The sequence below is a fragment of the Alteromonas portus genome, assembly GCF_005117025.1.
Lineage (GTDB): Bacteria > Pseudomonadota > Gammaproteobacteria > Enterobacterales > Alteromonadaceae > Alteromonas > Alteromonas portus.
This window is the reverse complement of the sequence record NZ_SWCO01000002.1, coordinates 53,122-72,793: the sequence shown is the minus strand read 5'-3', so window position 1 is coordinate 72,793 and position 19,672 is coordinate 53,122. Positions and strand designations below refer to the sequence as shown.

The following is a 19,672-nucleotide window of genomic DNA, read 5'->3' as shown; positions in this document are numbered from 1 at the left end:
CTTACCCTATGTTGATATAACAACCCTATCAACCACGATCAGATGACTCCTATGCTGAAACGGTTCACTCCCCACCTTCTTCTTTTGTTGAGTGGCGCAAGCTTAACTCTTGCTTTCGCTCCTTTTAACATGTGGCTTTTAACTATTCCTGCGCTGGCACTGGCTATACGTCAAGTCATAAAGCTTAATCATCGCCCGTTTTTAGCCGGATGGTTATTTGGCGCAGGCTGGTTTGGGGCTGGGATAAGCTGGGTTCATGTGAGCATTGCCGATTTTGGCGGCCTCCCGCTTATTGCCTCTATCGCACTCATGGCGTTACTTTGCGGTTATTTAGCATTGTACCCAGCGCTTGCCACAAAATTTACAGCTAAATATTTTTCGCCACAGTTATGGCCTATGACACTGCCCTTTTTCTGGGTAATAACAGAGTGGCTGCGAAGCTGGATGTTAAGTGGCTTTCCATGGTTATCTTTGGGTTATAGTCAGCTGGAAAGTCCGCTGTCTGGCTTTGCCCCGGTTATTGGTGAAACAGGAATAAGCGCGCTTATCGTTATTAGCGCTACCCTATTTGCGTTAATTCATAATAAACGAACCTTTGCCAACGCAGTGCTAGTGGCGCTGTGCTTATTTACCAGTGGCTACCTGCTTAAACAACATACTTGGGTCACCCCAAACAAAACCTATTCGGTAGGCATGGCCCAGGGCAATATTGCGCAAAGCTTGCGATGGGTGCCAGAGCAAGATGGCCCAACCATGGACACGTATTGGAAATTAACCGAGAGCTTGTGGGATAACGACCTCATTATTTGGCCTGAAGCGGCTGTCCCTAAGCTTGAGCCTTTGGCACAACCTTATCTTGCTAAGGTTAATGAAAGAGCCTTTCAAGAGAACACGGCACTTATTACGGGTATTGTTAATTATAACTGGGAAACTGATGAAGCGTGGAATAACCTCATTGTGCTAGGTAAACGCACGCCAGATGCCGCTTATCCCGACTATCAATATTTCCACAACAACCGATTTTCGAAACATCATCTTTTGCCTGTAGGCGAATTTGTACCTTTTGAAGACTGGCTTCGCCCCCTCGCCCCCCTATTCGATTTACCTATGTCATCATTCTCTCGAGGTGACTATCAACAGGCAAACCTTGAAGCTAACGGCATTCACCTAGCCCCCGCTATATGTTTTGAAATTGCGTTTCCTCATCAAGTGATGGCAAATGTATATGAAGATACAGACATGATCATTACCGTGAGCAACGATGCGTGGTTTGGACATTCTCACGGCCCTGCTCAGCATCTGCAAATAGCGCAAATGCGTGCTCTTGAGTTGGGGCGCCCTGTGGTTAGGGCAACAAATAACGGTATTACGGCTTTTATAGACCACAGAGGCGAAATAACTGCTCGGCTACCTCAATTCATGGCAGGTAATATTTCGGCGCCAGTTGTCGCAACCAGAGGGTTTACACCGTATTACCATCTTCAAGAGCTAGGCGTTTGGTTTATTGTTAGTCTGCTGTTTGTTTGCGCGGTCTTAATTAAACGCAGGCAGCGCTGATTGCTCAATAGCAGCGGGTTGTAACAATGTTTGTGCTATGCCAATGTAGGAACTATCCAACTTGTATTACTTAAAAAACCAGTAGGAGCGAGCTTGCGATACTAATTTCGCGAAAGAATCGTTTTAACCTCAAAGAATTCGTCTATCCAAGGAATTGAAGGAGACGCTATGAATCTTAAGGCTATATTATTTACAGTAATTGTAGTTATTGCGGCTACACTCGTCAGCTATGAAGCCAGTGCTACTATTAAACTTACCCCATGTAATGGGTGTACCTATGACGATATGAAACGGACAGCAGAACTGAGCCAGAAAAGAGTCGGCTCAAGCAATATAGCCGTTGTAAACTTCAGGAATGCGACCGCACATAAATTTCGCACTAGTTTAGAAATTGATGGCGATGGAGAACCAGTTACAAACTCCACCCCTGTTAATTTTTCAACTAATGAACAACGCGACATAGATCTCTACTTTCGCTTCAGAGATGCACTCGGTGCCTATATCGCTAACTTTTCTTACCAGCTATACGACTCATCTTTAGATAGTAAAACACACATAATATCTCCGACTCACCCGCAATATTCTCTTAATACTTTCGACAATAAATCTGGCTATGTCTCTAAGGGCGTCATTTTGGTCAAAGGTTCTCCCTACGAATTTTTGTCAGCTAGCTACCAACGAAACGATGTATATGACTGGTTTATTGGTGGAGCGAAAAAGGATGTTTTAGCGATTTTGGACTCATCTCTACAAGCCGTTGAATTACCAAATGGTAAAGATTTAGACCTGGACTTAAACGCAATCTTTTACACATCTCCAGAAGCACTAAAAAATGGAAATCAAAACGGAAGGATCAAGATTACTTTAGATTTTATCAATGAGGCTTTTGTAATCATAAATGCCAGAGATACAAATAATAACAGTATCCCCCTCAAAAATGACAAGCTGATGGGTGAGTAAAATACAACCAAAAGCGCAAAAAACGGCGCTAACTTCATTTGAAGTAGCACCGTTTTTGTTAGCAGCAACTACCTTACAACAGATAGGTAGTTGTTAAATAGAACGTTAAACGTTACCTGCCGCCTGAATAGCAGTAAGTGCAATGGTAAATACAATATCATCAACCAGCGCACCGCGGCTTAAATCGTTGACTGGCTTTCTCATGCCTTGCAGCATAGGGCCAATACACACTAGGTCAAAGCTACGCTGTACCGCTTTATAAGTGGTGTTACCTGTGTTTAGGTCTGGGAAAACAAATACGTTTGCTTTACCCGCTACCGGGCTATTGGGCGCTTTGCTCTTACCCACACTTTCAATGGCCGCAGCGTCATACTGAAGCGGGCCGTCGATAAGTAAATCGGGGCGCAGCTCTTGCGCAATTTTAGTTGCCTCACGCACTTTCTCTACATCGCTACCTGCACCTGAAGAGCCAGTACTGTAGCTTATCATTGCAACCCTTGGTTCAATCCCAAACATCTGCGCCGATTCAGCAGACTGAATTGCGATATCGGCTAGCTGCTGTGCGTTAGGATCAGGGTTAATCGCGCAATCACCGTAAACCAAAACTTGGTCAGGTAGTAGCATGAAAAATACTGACGATACTAACGAGGCGTTTTCAGCTGTTTTAATTAACTGAAGCGCTGGGCGAATAGTGTTCGCAGTGGTATTTACTGCACCGGATACTAACCCGTCTACGTCATCCTGCTGAAGCATCATCGTACCTAGAGTCACATTATCTTCCAGTAACTCCTGAGCAACTACTTCAGTCACACCTTTATGGCCGCGCAGTGCAACTAAGCCTTCAACATAGTCTTTTTTAATAGCTGAAGGAGATAGAATTTCGACGCCTTCACTGAGCACAACGCCCTGCTGTTCTGCTACCCGTCTAATTTCGGTTTCATCACCTAACAATACGGGTCGAGCAAGGCCGCGCTTTGCGCAGATAGATGCCGCTACTACGGTTCTTGGTTCGTTACCTTCAGGTAGCACAATGCGTTTGTTTACTTGTCTTGCTCTGTTCGTGAGATAGAAGCGGAACGCTGACGGGGAAAGCTTCTTCTGGCGGGAGACTTTTTGCGTTAGTGAATTCACCCAACTCGCATCTAAACTTTCCGCCGTATGCACCATCACTTTCTCAATACGCTGGCTGTCATCAACCGGTACTTCTTGGTTGAATGCGTGAAGTGCTTGGGCAGTTTGCCATGTATTAGAATTTACAAGCATAACAGGCAGACCTGTTTCCATGGCCTGGCTGCACAACGCCATAATATTTTCATCTGGCTGGTAGCCACCTGTAAGCAAGAGCGCGCCTAGCTTAGTACCGTTTAACGCTGCCAAACAGCACGATACAAACACATCACCCCGATCGCCCGACATTACAAGTAGCGCACCCGGCTTTAGGGTATGCGTCATGTTGTGAATTTCTCGGGCACAAAACGTGACGCTGCTTAAACGTCGTTCTGCCAATTCACCTTCATTTAACAAGCTAGCGTTCAGGTGCTTTGCTACATCTGTAGCGCGAGGAGATACTAAGTCAGCACTCCAATCGATGGTGCCAAGCAGGCTCAACCCTTTTTTGAAAATAGGTAAGTCTCGCAGTGCTTGGGTTCGCTCTTCATCGTGCTCAGGTGCCTCAATCGCACCAATATCAGCGCGAAGTCGACCATGCTCGTCAAACGGCGCATTAACCTTATTAAATATGCAGCCTACCACTTTCTGACTTTTATGACCGCCATAGGTGTCTACCACAATTTCAAGACGGTGATTTATATCAGTGGTCGACTCATTACCAGGCACAGTCACGAAAACGATATCGGCATCAAGTGCTCGGCTAATCTCTAAGTTCAAGCGCTCAGCGTAAGGATGATGGCGGGTTGTTACAAGCCCTTCAATGACAGTCACCGCGTCTTGAACACTTTTTTCTTCAAAACGTTCAATGATCTCTTCTAGAAGCTCATCGGTGTTGTCGCTACTTATCATCCGCTCAACGTATTCAAGCTCGAATGGTTCGATTGGTGAAACGCTGGCATGGTGGGCGATTATTGCTGTAGAACGCTCTTCGCCATTATCACCTTTGCGCGGTTGCGCCACTGGTTTAAAGAAGTTGAGCTTTATGCCTTGTTCTTCGATAGCACGAACAAGACCCATGCTGACCGTAGTTAGGCCCACACTGGTACCCACGGGGATCAACATAATTTTGCGAGACATAGTTACTCCTGCTATTGCCAACACCTACGCATTGGCATTGCTAATTGAATTTACGCGAAGGTTGCTGCTTCTGCTGCAATAACCCATTCTTCGTTAGTCGGGACGACATAAACGGCGGTTGATGCTGAATCGGTCGTTATCTTGCCACCTTGACCAAATCGCGCGTCGGTATTTCTTTGCTCATCAAGGCTAATTCCGAAATGAGCAAAATATCCCATCGTGGTTTCCCGAATAAGCGATGAGTTTTCTCCGATACCACCAGTGAAGACGATAGCATCCAAGGTTGGCACTGCAACCATATAACCGGCAATGTATTTGGCTAGACGATAACAGAAGATTTCGATTGCAAGCAAAGCGCCTTCATGACCTTCAAGTGCTGCATCTTCGAGGGTTCTACAGTCGTTGCTTAGCTCTGAAATACCGAGTAAACCAGACTGCTTGTTTAATAAATCGCTAATTTCGTCTGCGGTTTTACCCAGTTTTTTCTGCAATGTGCCTGGCAGACTTGGATCCAAATCACCGCAGCGGGTGCCCATAACTAAGCCTTCAAGAGGAATAAAGCCAAGGCTTGTATCTACCGCCACACCCTTTTCTATAGCCGACACACTGCAGCCATTGCCTAAGTGCGCGCTAATAATGCTGGTATCTGAAACTGGCTTTTCAAGAATTTTTGCCATGCTATCAAGGATGAACTTGTGGCTGGTTCCGTGGAAACCATAACGTCTAATGCCATGCTCACGGTAAAGCGCCATAGGCAGCGCATAAATGAAAGCTTTTTGGGGAAGGGTTTGGAAAAAAGAAGTGTCGAACACTACAACATGAGGTAGGTCTGGATATGCAGCTTGAGCAGTAACGATGCCTTTTAGATTAGCCATGTTATGCAACGGCGCCATGCTCGCATAATCTTCGATTGCTTCTAGTACGCTATCATCAACTAAGGCTGCGCCTTTAAACTTTTCGCCACCATGTACAACACGGTGTCCGATTGCAATAGGCTGAACACCTGTGTTTGCGATAATTTCAGAGATGGCGTTTAACGCTTCGGTATGCCCTGCTTTTTCCGGCAATGCCTGCTTCTCTTTTTTGCCGTTTAGTTTAAACGATAAACTCGCATCACTATTGCCTAATGCTTCTGCTATACCAGAAAGACCTGCTTCACCAGTATCTGCGTCGATAATGGCAAACTTTACTGAAGAGCTGCCACAGTTTAAAACAATAACTTCTTTTTTCATTTTTTTAATTTCAATTAAAGTGGTAAGACATTCTGTTTAACCAATTGTAGCATTTCTAAACAATTAGAGGGGTTAAACAAATGCTAAATGTTTTATAAAAATTATCGCATACACCTATTTTATATAGGGTTTTATAGCAAGCTTTCGTGAATTCACGACAACAAAGACATATTTTTAAAATTTTACTTAAAAAATATCTTTTTAATTTCATGCATTTAAGTGATTGCCGCTATTTTTTTGAAAAAAAATCAACTTTCTTTCTTGAAAAGCATTTGGGCCATTCCTATATATGATTTGTCGGCGCTGAACAGTCAGGTCGACAAAACCGCCGCCGAAAAATCGGGGCACTTTATTTTTAAACATATTGCTTAATTTTGAGGATATGACTATGCGTACTATCGATCTATCTCCACTTTACCGTTCATTCATTGGTTCTGACCATCTAGCGTCTTTAATTGATGCCGCATCTCGTGCAGAGAAGCAAAGCACCTATCCGCCATACAACATCGAGTTACTTGGCGACGACAAGTATCGTGTAACCATGGCTATTGCAGGCTTTAGTAAAGATGACGTTTCTATTCAAGTAGAAGAAAATACGTTAACAATTACTGGCACGAAGAAAACGGAAGCGGAAAGCAAAGAAAGTAAAGAGCGTAAGTTCTTACATAAAGGCATTTCAGAACGTAACTTTGAGCGTAAATTCCAACTTGGCGACCACGTAAAAGTGTTAGCTGCAGATATGGAAAATGGCCTACTACATATCGATATGGAGCGAGTCATTCCTGAAGCCAAGAAGCCTCGTCAAATAGAAATAGGTTCTCGCCTATTAGAAAATTAACAATTAGTTTCTTGGTTTGTTTCCCAACTTTTAGCGGCGCCTCACGGCGCCGTTTTTTTATTTTGCACAACTATCGAAAATACAGAATGCTTGCTGCATACACATTAACTTTCTGATTCAATGATGTAGTCTGCTTTACCTGACTCACCGGACTTGAAGCTGCCTTGAAAACTTTTCCCTGCTAGTTCTCCCGTTGCGGTACCTTCAATAGATACGAAATCACTAGTGGCAACACCATTTTCGAACTTACCATTATGTTGGAAAGTCACCGTACCGCGTGCACCGTTTATCACACCAACAAAGGTTTCGAACCCGGTAAATTTAGCTGACATCAAAGATTGATACGACATCAAAAACTCAACACTCGACTCTCCGCTCATTTCACCGGAGTACACCTGCTTGATGCTTGCGTGTGACAGCTTGATCCCTTCAGCTTTTTCACTAAGTGTGTCTTCATCCCATTGTGTAATGGAGAAGCTTCCTTCGATTGTCATGAATATCCCTTTTATATTATTAGCGTTATAGTCATTTTACCTACACTAACCTCTTGTGCAGAAAAAGACAGCCTGAGAAATGTAACAGCGCGTTTAAATAAACCCTTTAAGCATGGCTAAACCCACAGCATTACAGGTACTCGCGTCCTTAATTTCGCCTGTTTTAATTTTCTCTTTTAATTCGTTCAAAGAAAGTGAAACTACGCGTAGGTCTTCCTCTTCAGCATCTAGCTTTTGTGTACCTTGGGTAAGACCTTTAGCCACATAAATGTGGTATCCCTGATTACAAAAGCCGTATGCTAAATATTGAAAGCCCACATATTCCATAGAACTAGCGGTTAAACCCGTTTCTTCTTTAAGCTCACCTTTTGCGAGTTGAACTGGGTCTGCATCGGGGTTACTCTCCCATGCTCCCTGAGGGAGCTCTAGCTGTCGCTCTTTAATGGTATAGCGATATTGCTCGACCATGTACACAGTATCACCCTCAATAGGCAAAATAATGGCAAAGTCAGGCTTTTCTACTACGCCATAAATACCTTCGTTTCCACTGCTTCGACGAATTTTATCTTCTCTAACGCGAAGCCATTTGTTTTGGTACACCACTTTTGAGTCTAGCGTTGTAATTTCAGGCATACTCTTGTCCTCATTCGCCGTCTTTTTCGTTTCTAAGAAAACCTGCACTTTCTTCGTTTTCTTTAAGCGATAAGCGCTCGTCAGAGTTTTTATTGAACGCCCTGGTTTGTTGATTAACTTGGTGGATAGTACTCGCATTCGCTAAGTCCGATTCGTTCGTGATTGAAGCGATGGTTTCTCTACCGCGCAAGAACGCTTTTATTTCATCAACAATTTCGGTCAGTTCGCCGTCGTTTTTGTTCATTCCCATAACAAAACGCGGAGCCTCCAAATTATTCATACCGCTAGTGGCAAATATCGATGTGTTGATTCGGCTAGTTATGATCCAAGGTGTAATACTGCTTCTTACTACAACGTTTTCAGAACGAGTAGAATCATGGATAGCCATCCCTGTTGAAACTCTCGATTCCGTATAAGTCCCTTCAGTTTTCATGTACATAAGCAAAGAGTTAAAGTTCAGCTCGCCCCAAAACATGTGAGAGGCGTTATTCAAAATACTGCCTGCCGCTCTGAAAGTAAGCCACGCAAAAATCAGCATGAGCAAGGTGTTCACCATACTAAAAGCATTATTAAGTAGTGCACTGTTATCTACACCAATATTGATAATTAAATGAAGTAGCTCGGCTAGCTGCACTCCCGATGCATAAAACAATACCGCGGCAGCAACAACGGCAACTTGCGCTATAGCACTTAACGCGACTTTCGCACTTTTGGGCAACGCCAACCCTTCACTTAGGGTTGGCTGAGTTTCTATCAGTAATTCCCCTTCGAAACTACCCTTCCCTTCAGCCTGCTCTTTAAGCTTAGGAACAAAATCGGCGTATATTCTGTTCGGGACTTCCTTGTAACGACGGTTGGCAAGCACGATGTTTTCTATATTGATAAAAATCTCATTGGGATGAACAGACTCTTGCATGTTTGCTCTAAATTCACTGACTTCGGTTTGAGGTGTTACTAAATCCATGCGCTTTTTAAGTAATGGAAAGACCAAACCTATTACGACCCCAATACTGATGAACAGATAGATGAAATTTAGCCAAGCGCTAAAAAAGGCATGTTCTTCTGACCAAGTTTTAAGCTCATCGATGTTGCTCCCCACTACACCGTCAAGGAACACACCCGCTCCTAGAGGAACAACCAGAGCTAGACCAATGATTACGCCAATCGATAACCCACCAGCTTTAGCAAGTTGGGAGTTTCCTTCGTTGTGGATCCCTTTCGCAGTGGATGTCCAATTGGCGACAAAATAGATAAGCAGTAGCAATGAAAGAATGGGCATAACGACAATTTTTGCTACTTCCCCAGCAAAGCCATTACTAACAAGAAAATAAACGATTGCGTAGGTGACCAAGCCTACGATAAGTGTCGCGCCCATAGCGAGAATTTCTTGGGCAAGATGGCGTAACGGGTAGGGTAAGAAAACAAGTTTGGGAAAAATGCTGTGGACTAAACGAGCGAGCCAGCCCTTTGGCTCCTCAAAGGTAGTGTTTCTTCTACCCATAAGCATAGAGTGCAGCGACTCTTTTGAATAAAGCAGGGATTTTTTCTCTGCCTGGGCAGCGTCTTGTTCAGATTTTGAGAAATTATACGCCAGAGATGTAGGAACTGTTCTTCCAACAAAAAAGCGCATCAGTTGAAGGATACCAACTGCCGTATGTCGTATTCCCGATACGACTAAAATAAAGCTTACCGCTAACAGGGTATACCCTTTTACCTTGTTAGCTTCAAATATGGCTGGCACCGAGAAAACAACGTAAACCGCTAATAGCAGCGTTAAAACACCACCCAATGTTCTAAGCGTCCCCTCTGTCTTAAATGGGTTCTTTATTCCTAACGTCTGAGAACCAAAATCATAAGCCATGATGCATCCTTTCAAAAACAAAAGGAAAAAGCATACTTACTGTAAGAAGATTGAGCAATAAATTCGTATTGTCTCTCACTCAATAGAAAACAGTCCTTTGCAAGTTCAGAATAGGCGTGACAACTTAATCTGCTTTAAACCCATCAATGGTGCGCTGTAGTAAGTCATTATTTTGCTGCATTTCATTTGAGAGTTCTGACAACTGCTCAGCAATATAGAGCTCATGTCGGGCAGCTTCTTCTACAGAAACAACATCTTTAGCCACCTCTTCGGTGGTGACAGATTGCTGTTCAGCAGCAGAAGACATGTTGTTCGCCATGTTTTCTAGCTCACTTGCAGCTTCCTTTACTTTCTCAGCGGTGGACCGCCCTTCTAACGTGGTGTCCATAGACGTAGAGATTGAACTGACATTCTTATTGATGTCATTGACAACGATAACGCTTGCCTCTTTTAAACTAACAAGTAGTGTGGAAATTTTGTCCGACGACTCCCGGCTGCTTTGTGCTAATTTTCTTACTTCGTCAGCTACTACAGCAAACCCTCTACCGTGATCACCCGCTCTCGCAGCCTCAATGGCAGCGTTCAGTGCCAACAGGTTAGTCTGATCAGAAAGCGTGTTAATAGTCTCTAGAATAGTGCTTATTTCCGTTACTTTTAATTCCATCTGTGCCGCGTTGGTTTGAACCCCACGAATATCCTCTGACAACACTGTCATACTATTTCGGATATTGTCGTTGGCTGCTAGCGATTGATCGGCTAGCTTATCTAGCCTCTTACTTGCGTTTTACGTATCTAGGGAAGAACTGGCGATTTCACGACTTGTTACGGCGACTTCTTCTATCGCGGAAGCGATGTTCGCAGTGAGTTGCTGTGTATTTCCAGCATCACTCAACATTTCTGCACATGCCGACTCTAATTTTCCAGAAAGTCTTGTGCTAGTACCAATTGATTGCCCTAGCCCTCTGATAAGGTCACGTAGCGCTAGAATAGTAGTATTTACCGAGCGTGAAATTTCTCCCAACTCATTACTTGTACTCATTGATACATCGATAGTCAGGTCGCCTTTTTGAGCGATTTTGTCGAGGTTTGAAACCAAGATGCTGAGTTGCTGGGTGATAATACCTATCAATACGCGGTAGATAAGTGCGATGAATAGTGTCACTACAACAATAATTACAGCAATCGCGGTTAGCGATGACGTTGCGGCAGCGACATTACTATTAGAATCTTGTTTTGCTGTTTCTAAAACGCCGCCAAGGATCTTTGCAATTTGGCCAATCTGAGCCGTTGCCAACGTAAACCACTCATTATTGTTTGGCAAGGAAGCGAAATTTACATCACTTGCTACAACATTGGCAGCAATTGATTCAACCTGCGTTGATGTAGACGAAGATATTGAACTAGCAAATTCGGATTTGAACTCACCGGTTAATCCGAGTGTCAGCTTTTCCGCTAGGTAACTGATATCGTCGGTATAACTGTTAATTTCAGTTTTTGTATTGGGGTTAATACTTTGCTTTGCTAACACAGCGTTTATTTTCCCCCTGCGCTGTCCAAGCCTTTCTTTCAAGCGAGCAAGATTAAGCCCCTGCAGCAAATGCTGTTTAGATTTTTGATCACTAAGCAAAATAGTAAACGCATTAGCCGCATTCAGAGCGCGCTTGTTTAATTCACTATAATAGCCAAACGCTTCAGTACCACTTAACGAATCGACGGCTCTCCTTATTTCCCCTTTGTTTGCCTCCACCTTAAAAAGGGGCTGTAATATAACGTCTATACCAAGATCTTCAGACCAGCTTTCGTTGTAAATTGATTTAAGGCTTTGAAAGGCTTGATCTGCATTTTCGCGCTGATTAACAACCTTTTGCTTAGAATCTGAATTCGGGTTTCCTAAATATCCGGCTGTTAGCCCACGCTCAACCGCATGGTGATGGGCAACTCTTTCTACTGCGCTGACTAACATCACCAAACGCTTATCTTGTTCAGCGGATGACATATCCTTTACGAGTTGACTGATGTCTTTATATGCTAAAAATGCAATGGAAAGAAAAAGTGTCCCTGTTCCAATCAACGTAAGTTGTACAACGGATAGTCTACTAAAAATAGTCAAGGTTTTGGCCTCCATTCCGGGCGCTTAAATACCGAACCTAATACTTGGAAATTGCTTTAGCGAAGCGTGAATTGTCGAAGTATTCTGTCAATAAAATTCAAAACACTTTTGAAGTATAGGCAGTAACGAGGAAATTGAGGCTTTTTGTTCTAATAAATTAGTCTAATTTAGGACCACTATTACCAAAACTAAAAAATACAAAACAAGGTGAAAATCAAAGGAGTAAAGGTTAGTTATATAGGATCAACTGAGAGGAATGTTTAGATTCAATAAAGGCCAGCGGTATTGCACCGCTAGCCCCTCGAGATTAAATGTACTCGACTTCGATGATTTCAACTTCAACTGCGCCGGCTGGCGTTTGAATAGTTACCATGTCATCAAGCTCTTTGCCTATTAGGCCACGAGCGATAGGTGAATTTACCGAAATCAAGTTGTTCTTAATATCAGCTTCGTCATCACCAACAATACGGTAGGTGGTTTCTTCATCGGTATCGACGTTTAGAATGGTTACGGTAGTACCGAAAATAACCTTACCCGTATTTTCCATTTTGGTAACGTCGATAATCTGTGCATTTGAAAGCTTGCCTTCAATATCTTGAATGCGGCCTTCACAGAAGCTTTGCTGCTCACGGGCTGCGTGATATTCAGCATTTTCTTTTAAGTCACCATGCTCACGTGCTTCGGCAATTGACTCGATAATACGTGGGCGTGTTTTTGTTTTTAGTTCATTTAATTCGTCACGCAGCATTTGAGCGCCGCGCGCTGTCATTGGATACTGACTCATGAATACCGTCTCGCTTAGCTAGTAATTTAAACAGAAAAGTGCGCCGCGAAGGCGCACTTTTTATTCGTTCACACAAATGTAATATTGCTAGGATACCTCGTATCCTAGCGTATGTCATTAGTGTTTCAGCCTAGCGTGTAGTTCTTGAACTGACGCCACTTTATTGCGGTCATCAGCAGACTTAGCACGAATAGTTGCAAACGCAGCGTTCATTGTCGTGGTGTAGGTCACCTTGTTTACCAAAGCTTCACGACGAATGTACACTGAGTCGGTGATGGCTTGGCGACCTTCTGTTGTATTAATCAAATACGCGTATTCGCCGTTTTTGATTGCATCAACAATGTTAGGGCGGCCTTCAGACATCTTATTAACCACAGTGCTCATGATGCCTGCATCGTAAAGCTCGGTAGCTGTACCGCGGGTAGCTTCAATGCTAAAGCCTGCTTCTACTAACGCTTTTGCCAGAGCAATCATACGAGGCTTGTCGGTATCACGTACTGAAATAAGCGCTTTACCTTGCTTAGGTAGTGGCGCACCGGCACCTAAGTTAGCTTTAGCATAGGCTTCTTCAAAGGTATCGCCAACGCCCATTACTTCACCCGTAGAGCGCATCTCTGGGCCTAGCAGTGGGTCAACACCTTGGAACTTAGCAAATGGAAGCACCACTTCTTTCACAGAGTAGAAAGGTGGGATCACTTCTTCTGTTACGCCCTGCTCGGCTAGGCTCACGCCAGCCATTACACGTGCGGCAACTTTAGCAAGAGGGACACCCGTAGCCTTAGATACGAATGGAACGGTACGAGCTGCACGAGGGTTAACCTCGATTAGGTATACTTCACCATCTTTAATCGCAAACTGTGTGTTCATCAGACCGACTACGCCAAGTTCAAGCGCCATGGCTTTAACTTGCTCGCGCATGACATCTTGAATCTCTTTTGAAAGCGAGTGTGGAGGTAATGAACACGCAGAGTCACCAGAGTGAACACCCGCTTGTTCAATGTGTTCCATGATGCCGCCAATCACTACGTCTTTACCGTCGCAAATAGCGTCGATATCAACTTCAATAGCATCATCTAAGAAACGGTCTAGCAATACTGGCGCGTCGTTAGACACTTTAACCGCTTCGTTTAGGTAACGCTTAAGGTCTTTGATGTCATACACGATTTCCATCGCACGACCACCTAGCACGTAGCTTGGGCGAACAACCAGTGGGAAGCCAATCTCTTCAGCCATAGTTAGCGCTTGCTCAACGTTTGTTACGGTGGCATTTGCAGGCTGCTTAAGGTTAAGCTTGTTCACCATTTGCTGGAAGCGCTCACGGTCTTCAGCACGGTCAATCGCTTCTGGCGACGTACCAATAACCGGTACACCGGCTGCCTCTAGTGCACGGGCAAGTTTAAGTGGCGTTTGGCCACCATATTGCACGATAACGCCTTTTGGCTGCTCTTTAGCAACGATTTCAAGTACATCTTCCAACGTTACTGGCTCGAAGTACAGACGGTCTGACGTGTCGTAATCGGTAGATACTGTCTCAGGGTTACAGTTAACCATTATAGTCTCGTAACCGTCTTCACGCATTGAAAGCGCCGCGTGAACACAGCAGTAGTCGAACTCAATACCTTGACCAATGCGGTTTGGACCGCCGCCCAATACCATGATCTTGTCTTTGTCAGTTGGCGCTGCTTCGCACTCTTCGTCATACGTTGAGTACATGTAAGCTGTGCTAGTAGAGAATTCTGCTGCACAAGTGTCTACACGCTTGTAGACAGGAGAAATACCAAAACCGCGACGAGTCTCACGAATATCGCTTTCTGCCACTTTGGTTAGCTCAGCAAGACGCGCATCAGAGAAACCTTTACGCTTAAGTGCGCGCATGAAGTCAGCATCAATACCTGGTAAACCAAGCTCAGCTACTTTTGCTTCAAGAAGAATAAGGTCCTCAAGCTGTACAAGGTACCAGCGGTCGATATTAGTAAGGTTAAACACCTCTTCAACCGTCATGCCCATACGGAATGCATCACCGATGTACCAAATACGCTCTGCACCAGGTTGACGAAGTTCATAAACCACTTTATTGCGTGATTCAGGGTCTTCAAGGTCAACCATTGGATTAAGGCCTGTCGCACCTACTTCAAGACCGCGAAGGGCTTTTTGTAGTGATTCTTGCTGGTTACGGCCAATGGCCATCACTTCACCTACAGACTTCATTTGGGTAGTCAGTCGGTCGTTAGCACCGGCAAACTTCTCAAAGTTAAAGCGTGGGATCTTAGTCACTACGTAGTCGATAGACGGCTCGAAAGAGGCCGGCGTTAAACCACCTGTAATGTCATTTGCTAATTCATCTAGCGTGTAACCTACCGCAAGTTTCGCTGCTACTTTCGCGATTGGGAAACCTGTTGCTTTCGAAGCAAGTGCTGATGAACGCGATACACGCGGGTTCATCTCGATGATAACCATACGGCCAGTTTTCGGATCTACACCGAACTGTACGTTTGAACCGCCGGTTTCAACACCAATCTCACGCAGTACAGCCATCGCTGCATTACGCATTAGCTGGAATTCTTTGTCAGTCAGGGTTTGTGCCGGCGCTACTGTGATTGAGTCGCCAGTATGCACGCCCATAGGATCGAAGTTTTCGATAGTACATACAATAATGCAGTTATCTGCTTTATCGCGTACTACTTCCATTTCGTACTCTTTCCAACCCAGCAACGATTCATCGATAAGAAGCTCGTTGGTAGGAGAAAGGTCTAAGCCACGGTGACAAATTTCATTAAATTCATCAATGTTGTACGCGATACCGCCACCGGTTCCACCCATGGTGAAAGACGGACGAATGATACAAGGGAAGCCGATGCGGCTTAGTACATCGTGCGCTTCATCCATGCTGTGCGCGATTTCCGCACGTGGACACTCAAGGCCGATGTTTTTCATTGCTTTGTCAAAGCGCTCGCGGTTTTCTGCTTTATCGATTGCATCTGCCGTTGCACCGATAAGCTCACAACCGAACTCTTCTAGTACGCCGTGCTTGTCTAGCTCAAGCGCACAGTTAAGTGCAGTTTGTCCACCCATTGTAGGTAAGATGGCATCTGGACGTTCTTTTTCGATGATCTTGCGAACCACTTCCCAGTGAATAGGCTCGATGTAAGTTGCATCTGCCATTTCTGGGTCGGTCATAATGGTTGCTGGGTTAGAGTTAACCAAAATAACACGGTAGCCTTCTTCACGAAGGGCTTTACACGCTTGCGCGCCTGAATAATCGAATTCACAAGCCTGGCCAATCACAATAGGGCCAGCACCAATGATAAGAATACTTTGTATGTCGGTACGTTTTGGCATAGTTGGCTAATTCCTACTGCTTGTGTTGTTCAATAAGTTCGATGAAGTGGTCGAATAACGGCGCCGCTTCATGAGGACCTGGACTGGCTTCAGGGTGACCCTGGAAGCTGAACGCAGGCTTGTCGGTGCGGTGAATCCCCTGCAACGACTTGTCGAACAACGAAATGTGAGTTACTTCTAGGTTATCTGGCAAGCTAGACTCATCTACAGCGAAACCGTGGTTTTGGCTGGTGATCATAACTACATTGCGCTTAAGGTCTTTCACCGGGTGGTTTGCACCGTGGTGACCAAACTTCATCTTCACTGTCTTTGCACCACTTGCAATTGCAAGCAGCTGGTGACCAAGACAAATACCAAATACTGGCGTGCCCGTTTCGACGATAGTTTTAATTGCTGTTACTGCGTAGTCACATGGCTCTGGGTCGCCCGGGCCATTTGACAAAAAGACACCATCAGGGTTCATGGCAAGCACATCTTCTGCAGGGGTTTGCGCTGGTACTAACGTAACTTTACAACCGCGGTCAGCTAGCATGCGAAGAATATTATTTTTTACACCGTAGTCGTAAGCAACAACGTGATACTTGAACTCGCTTGGTGTTACGTAGCCTTTGCCAAGTTCCCAACTGCCTTCCGTCCACGTCTTCGGCTCAGTAATGCTTACTACTTTTGCCAAATCCATGCCTTTTAGGCCAGGGAAATCTTTCGCTTGCGCTAGTGCGCTAGACTCGTCTAATTCATCAGAGCAAATAATGCAGCCATTTTGTGCACCTTTGTCTCGCAAGATACGCGTTAAGCGACGTGTATCAATGTCGGCAATACCCACAACGCCTTTCGCTTTTAGGTATTCAGACAAAGTTTGCTGTTGACGAAAGTTACTAGCAACGAGAGGTAGGTCACGGATGATTAGACCTTTCGACCAGATTTTATCTGCTTCGACGTCTTCTTCGTTAGTGCCGGTGTTGCCAATGTGTGGATAAGTAAGGGTGATGAGTTGTTCAGCGTAGGATGGGTCGGTGAGAATTTCTTGATAGCCGGTCATGGAAGTATTAAAAACGACTTCCCCAACGGCGGAGCCTGTAGCGCCTATCGCCGTACCTTTAAAAACAGAACCATCCTCTAACACCAAAAGGGCAGAATTAGCCAAGTCAACCTCCAGATTAAGGATAACTATGTGTTTGTGCAGTTTTCTGCACAAACCCCACAAAAAACGGGAGTTATTGATAACAACGCTTCCCGTTTTACGATCTTTGCAGCTAATAAAACCGCACTCTTCAGCCATTTTAGCGGCTTCAGAATACGAAATTCTGGCAAATTCCGGCGAGTATACATCACTGACTGAAAATGGCAAATTTATTTGTAATAATTTATTAAAATACCGCTTTTACCACCTTTTTTGCGCAGAACCACCGAAAGTACGGCTTATTGCTCATTTAAAGTGCAACTTTAGTTTAACACTTTAGTCACGTCTTAAAGTTTGCGTAAACCCAAACGGTTTCACACCAACCTTTATAAACGCTTATAGCTTTAAATCCAGAACATCAACCATCGAGTATAGACCAGGTTGTTTTCCATACAACCACTTTGCTGCATGAACAGCACCTTTTGCGAAAGTTAGACGGCTTGATGCTTTGTGCGTAATCTCTAAACGTTCACCAATATCCGCAAATAATGCGGTATGCTCGCCGACGATATCGCCCGCGCGAACTGTGGCAAAGCCAATGGTACCTTGGTCGCGTTCTGGCTCTTTCCCTTCTCTGCCGTATACAGCACAGGTTTTTAAATCGCGGCCTAATTCGTCGGCAATAGCTTCACCAATAGCAATAGCTGTGCCTGAAGGCGCGTCTTGTTTAAATCTATGGTGGGCTTCGGTAATTTCGATATCTGCCGTTTCACCTAATACACTTGCAGCCTGACGAACTAGCGAAAGCATTAAGTTCACGCCCACACTATAATTAGCAGCGAATACAATAGGAATGTGCTTTGCCGCTTCATCTAAAGCCGCTAACTGTGCATCGTTCAACCCCGTCGTACCAATAACTACCGGCATATTGTTTTGCACGCACCATGCGAGGTTACTCTCAATTACCGAAGGCAGAGTAAAGTCAATCATTACATCAGCATCGTTACCGCTTAAGTCTGATAACGCCGTGCAATCAATGTCTTTTTTGCCAATTCCAGCCAGTTCACCTACGTTAATTCCAACCCAAGGTGAATCATCGCGTACCGTCGCGACGCTAAGTTCGGCATCTTCACTTAAATCTAGCGCTTCTACTAATACTCTTCCCATGCGCCCGTTGGCGCCGAATAATCCTACTTTCATTTTTCTCGTTTTACACTTTTATAAACCTTCAACTATCGGGCATTTTGCCAAATGCCGTCACTATTGCAATGTGAGATTCATATTAAATACGCATAATTAGAAACCGAGTGAATGGTTTGTGCTTTCTACCTATTCACCTAGATAGCAATTCACCCTAGCAAAAGCGTTTATTTAAGCTTCCCTAACTCGCAAATACAGTAAGGACTGTTTATCGTTGATTTAGGTCTAAATAGCAGAGAGACCGCTTAAAAAATGCATAATGGAGTGTAGTTTGCCTTTATCATTTACAGGTGCTTTTTCGCCGTTTTCAGACAAAACAAAGTTTTATGTAGTTAAGCTTACTTGTTTTAACTAGTCTATTGAGCGAGGCTATTACTCAGAACTTATTACGAAAGCCTTTAAACTATTTCTTACGAAGATTGTTTAACAGCAAAGTGTAACTGGCCTCTTAAGCGCGAATGAATTTATTATGCAGAAAACTTTAGTATGGGACCTACCCACCCGCCTCTTCCATTGGCTTATTGTCGCGAGCCTATTAGCTCAATATGCCACGGTTGAATGGCTTGAAAACAAAGTACAGTGGCACTTTTATATAGGCTATTTCACTTTGTTCCTTATTGTTTTCCGTCTTCTTTGGGGAGTGGTTGGCACGCAACACGCTAAGTTCAGTAACTTTGTCACTGGCCCAAAAACCGTTCTTTACTATATGAAAACGCTGTTTAACAGGCAGTCAGAACCTGCTATTGGCCACAACCCACTGGGCGGCTGGTTTGTTATTGTTATGCTTGTACTCTTAGCCATACAAGCCATATCTGGGTTATTTATGACCGACGACATTTTCTTAGATGGCCCCTACCGGCAATTGGCCAATAAAGAAACGTTGGATGTGATGAACACACTGCATCACCTTGCGTTTGACGCGTTACTTTATGTTATCGCACTACATATTGGCGCAGTTATATTTTACAGCGTGTACAAGAAACAAAAACTCGTTCCCGCCATGGTACATGGCAATAAAATGTCGAAAACCGTAGGTATTTCAGATTCTCGACTGCTACGCGCACTTATCGTTGCAGTTGTTGCTGCAGCTGTTGTATACGTAGCAATTGAAGTTTACCCGCCGACGCCTCAGGTAGATGAATATTATTACTAAACGGCACGACAATGTTTTTTCACCAGACTTTATCTAAGCCGACAATGGCGCATTAGTAGGCGCACAAAATCAAAAAAAAGGAGCTTTCGCTCCTTTTCGTTTCTATACACTGCTGTTATCTACCGTTCTCAACCTTTCGCTAGT

The 19,672-nt window shown here is 44.2% G+C and carries 15 protein-coding genes; 4 read left to right on the top strand and 11 right to left on the bottom strand.

The window, feature by feature from the left end:
* Window positions 1–51 precede the first annotated feature (51 nt).
* The gene (gene lnt / locus E5672_RS04390) at window positions 52–1,557 is read left to right on the top strand and encodes an apolipoprotein N-acyltransferase (protein ID WP_136781101.1); all 1,506 of its coding nucleotides are present in this window, start codon (window positions 52–54) and stop codon (window positions 1,555–1,557) included.
* Between the two features lie 168 nt (window positions 1,558–1,725).
* The gene (locus tag E5672_RS04385; protein ID WP_136781100.1) at window positions 1,726–2,517 is read left to right on the top strand and encodes a hypothetical protein; all 792 of its coding nucleotides are present in this window, start codon (window positions 1,726–1,728) and stop codon (window positions 2,515–2,517) included.
* A gap of 105 nt (window positions 2,518–2,622) precedes the next feature.
* Here E5672_RS04385 and pta read toward each other — a convergent pair whose 3' ends face one another.
* Window positions 2,623–4,764, bottom strand: coding sequence for a phosphate acetyltransferase (gene pta, locus E5672_RS04380; RefSeq protein ID WP_136781099.1), 2,142 nt, complete (start codon window positions 4,762–4,764; stop codon window positions 2,623–2,625).
* A gap of 50 nt (window positions 4,765–4,814) precedes the next feature.
* Window positions 4,815–5,996: an acetate kinase gene (locus E5672_RS04375; protein WP_136781098.1), complete on the bottom strand. Its 1,182-nt coding sequence runs from the start codon at window positions 5,994–5,996 to the stop codon at window positions 4,815–4,817.
* Window positions 5,997–6,384: 388 nt separating this feature from the next.
* Here E5672_RS04375 and E5672_RS04370 point away from each other — a divergent pair, with 388 nt between their 5' ends.
* Complete coding sequence (locus tag E5672_RS04370) at window positions 6,385–6,834, top strand: Hsp20 family protein (protein WP_118489684.1); 450 nt, start codon at window positions 6,385–6,387, stop codon at window positions 6,832–6,834.
* A gap of 104 nt (window positions 6,835–6,938) precedes the next feature.
* On the opposite strand, the gene E5672_RS04365 is transcribed toward E5672_RS04370, so the two are convergent.
* From E5672_RS04365 to dapB, 9 genes are all read right to left on the bottom strand, one after another.
* Window positions 6,939–7,328 carry a DUF3224 domain-containing protein gene (locus E5672_RS04365; protein WP_136781097.1) on the bottom strand — a complete coding sequence of 130 codons (390 nt, stop codon included), beginning with the start codon at window positions 7,326–7,328 and terminating at the stop codon, window positions 6,939–6,941.
* Between the two features lie 93 nt (window positions 7,329–7,421).
* Complete coding sequence (locus E5672_RS04360; RefSeq protein WP_136781096.1) at window positions 7,422–7,961, bottom strand: NUDIX domain-containing protein; 540 nt, start codon at window positions 7,959–7,961, stop codon at window positions 7,422–7,424.
* Window positions 7,962–7,971: 10 nt separating this feature from the next.
* Entirely contained in the window at window positions 7,972–9,822 is a 1,851-nt protein-coding gene (locus E5672_RS04355) for a hypothetical protein (protein WP_136781095.1), read from the bottom strand.
* A gap of 124 nt (window positions 9,823–9,946) precedes the next feature.
* Window positions 9,947–10,537, bottom strand: a complete 591-nt coding sequence (locus E5672_RS04350) for a methyl-accepting chemotaxis protein (protein WP_240692161.1) — start codon at window positions 10,535–10,537, stop codon at window positions 9,947–9,949.
* Between the two features lie 69 nt (window positions 10,538–10,606).
* A complete protein-coding gene (locus E5672_RS04345; protein ID WP_240692160.1) occupies window positions 10,607–11,932 on the bottom strand; it encodes a methyl-accepting chemotaxis protein in 1,326 nt (441 codons plus the stop codon).
* Between the two features lie 307 nt (window positions 11,933–12,239).
* Window positions 12,240–12,716 carry a transcription elongation factor GreA gene (gene greA, locus E5672_RS04340; RefSeq protein ID WP_014948981.1) on the bottom strand — a complete coding sequence of 159 codons (477 nt, stop codon included), beginning with the start codon at window positions 12,714–12,716 and terminating at the stop codon, window positions 12,240–12,242.
* 117 nt (window positions 12,717–12,833) lie between these two features.
* Window positions 12,834–16,055: a carbamoyl-phosphate synthase large subunit gene (carB, locus tag E5672_RS04335; RefSeq protein WP_136781094.1), complete on the bottom strand. Its 3,222-nt coding sequence runs from the start codon at window positions 16,053–16,055 to the stop codon at window positions 12,834–12,836.
* A gap of 13 nt (window positions 16,056–16,068) precedes the next feature.
* On the bottom strand, window positions 16,069–17,199 hold the full coding sequence (gene carA / locus E5672_RS04330) for a glutamine-hydrolyzing carbamoyl-phosphate synthase small subunit (RefSeq protein ID WP_136781093.1): 1,131 nt from the start codon (window positions 17,197–17,199) through the stop codon (window positions 16,069–16,071).
* Window positions 17,200–17,571: 372 nt separating this feature from the next.
* Entirely contained in the window at window positions 17,572–18,375 is an 804-nt protein-coding gene (gene dapB, locus E5672_RS04325) for a 4-hydroxy-tetrahydrodipicolinate reductase (RefSeq protein WP_136781092.1), read from the bottom strand.
* A gap of 469 nt (window positions 18,376–18,844) precedes the next feature.
* Between dapB and E5672_RS04320 the strand changes: the two genes are divergently transcribed.
* A complete protein-coding gene (locus E5672_RS04320) occupies window positions 18,845–19,528 on the top strand; it encodes a cytochrome b/b6 domain-containing protein (RefSeq protein ID WP_136781091.1) in 684 nt (227 codons plus the stop codon).
* Window positions 19,529–19,672: the final 144 nt, after the last annotated feature.

What these genes read in the sequence shown, in the direction of transcription:
- lnt (WP_136781101.1), top strand. Translation starts at nt 52, where the DNA reads ATGCTGAAACGGTTCACTCCCCACCTTCTTCTTTTGTTGAGTGGCGCA.
- E5672_RS04385 (WP_136781100.1), top strand. Translation starts at nt 1,726, where the DNA reads ATGAATCTTAAGGCTATATTATTTACAGTAATTGTAGTTATTGCGGCT.
- pta (WP_136781099.1), bottom strand. Translation starts at nt 4,764, where the DNA reads ATGTCTCGCAAAATTATGTTGATCCCCGTGGGTACCAGTGTGGGCCTA.
- E5672_RS04375 (WP_136781098.1), bottom strand. Translation starts at nt 5,996, where the DNA reads ATGAAAAAAGAAGTTATTGTTTTAAACTGTGGCAGCTCTTCAGTAAAG.
- E5672_RS04370 (WP_118489684.1), top strand. Translation starts at nt 6,385, where the DNA reads ATGCGTACTATCGATCTATCTCCACTTTACCGTTCATTCATTGGTTCT.
- E5672_RS04365 (WP_136781097.1), bottom strand. Translation starts at nt 7,328, where the DNA reads ATGACAATCGAAGGAAGCTTCTCCATTACACAATGGGATGAAGACACA.
- E5672_RS04360 (WP_136781096.1), bottom strand. Translation starts at nt 7,961, where the DNA reads ATGCCTGAAATTACAACGCTAGACTCAAAAGTGGTGTACCAAAACAAA.
- E5672_RS04355 (WP_136781095.1), bottom strand. Translation starts at nt 9,822, where the DNA reads ATGGCTTATGATTTTGGTTCTCAGACGTTAGGAATAAAGAACCCATTT.
- E5672_RS04350 (WP_240692161.1), bottom strand. Translation starts at nt 10,537, where the DNA reads ATGACAGTGTTGTCAGAGGATATTCGTGGGGTTCAAACCAACGCGGCA.
- greA (WP_014948981.1), bottom strand. Translation starts at nt 12,716, where the DNA reads ATGAGTCAGTATCCAATGACAGCGCGCGGCGCTCAAATGCTGCGTGAC.
- carB (WP_136781094.1), bottom strand. Translation starts at nt 16,055, where the DNA reads ATGCCAAAACGTACCGACATACAAAGTATTCTTATCATTGGTGCTGGC.
- dapB (WP_136781092.1), bottom strand. Translation starts at nt 18,375, where the DNA reads ATGAAAGTAGGATTATTCGGCGCCAACGGGCGCATGGGAAGAGTATTA.
- E5672_RS04320 (WP_136781091.1), top strand. Translation starts at nt 18,845, where the DNA reads ATGCAGAAAACTTTAGTATGGGACCTACCCACCCGCCTCTTCCATTGG.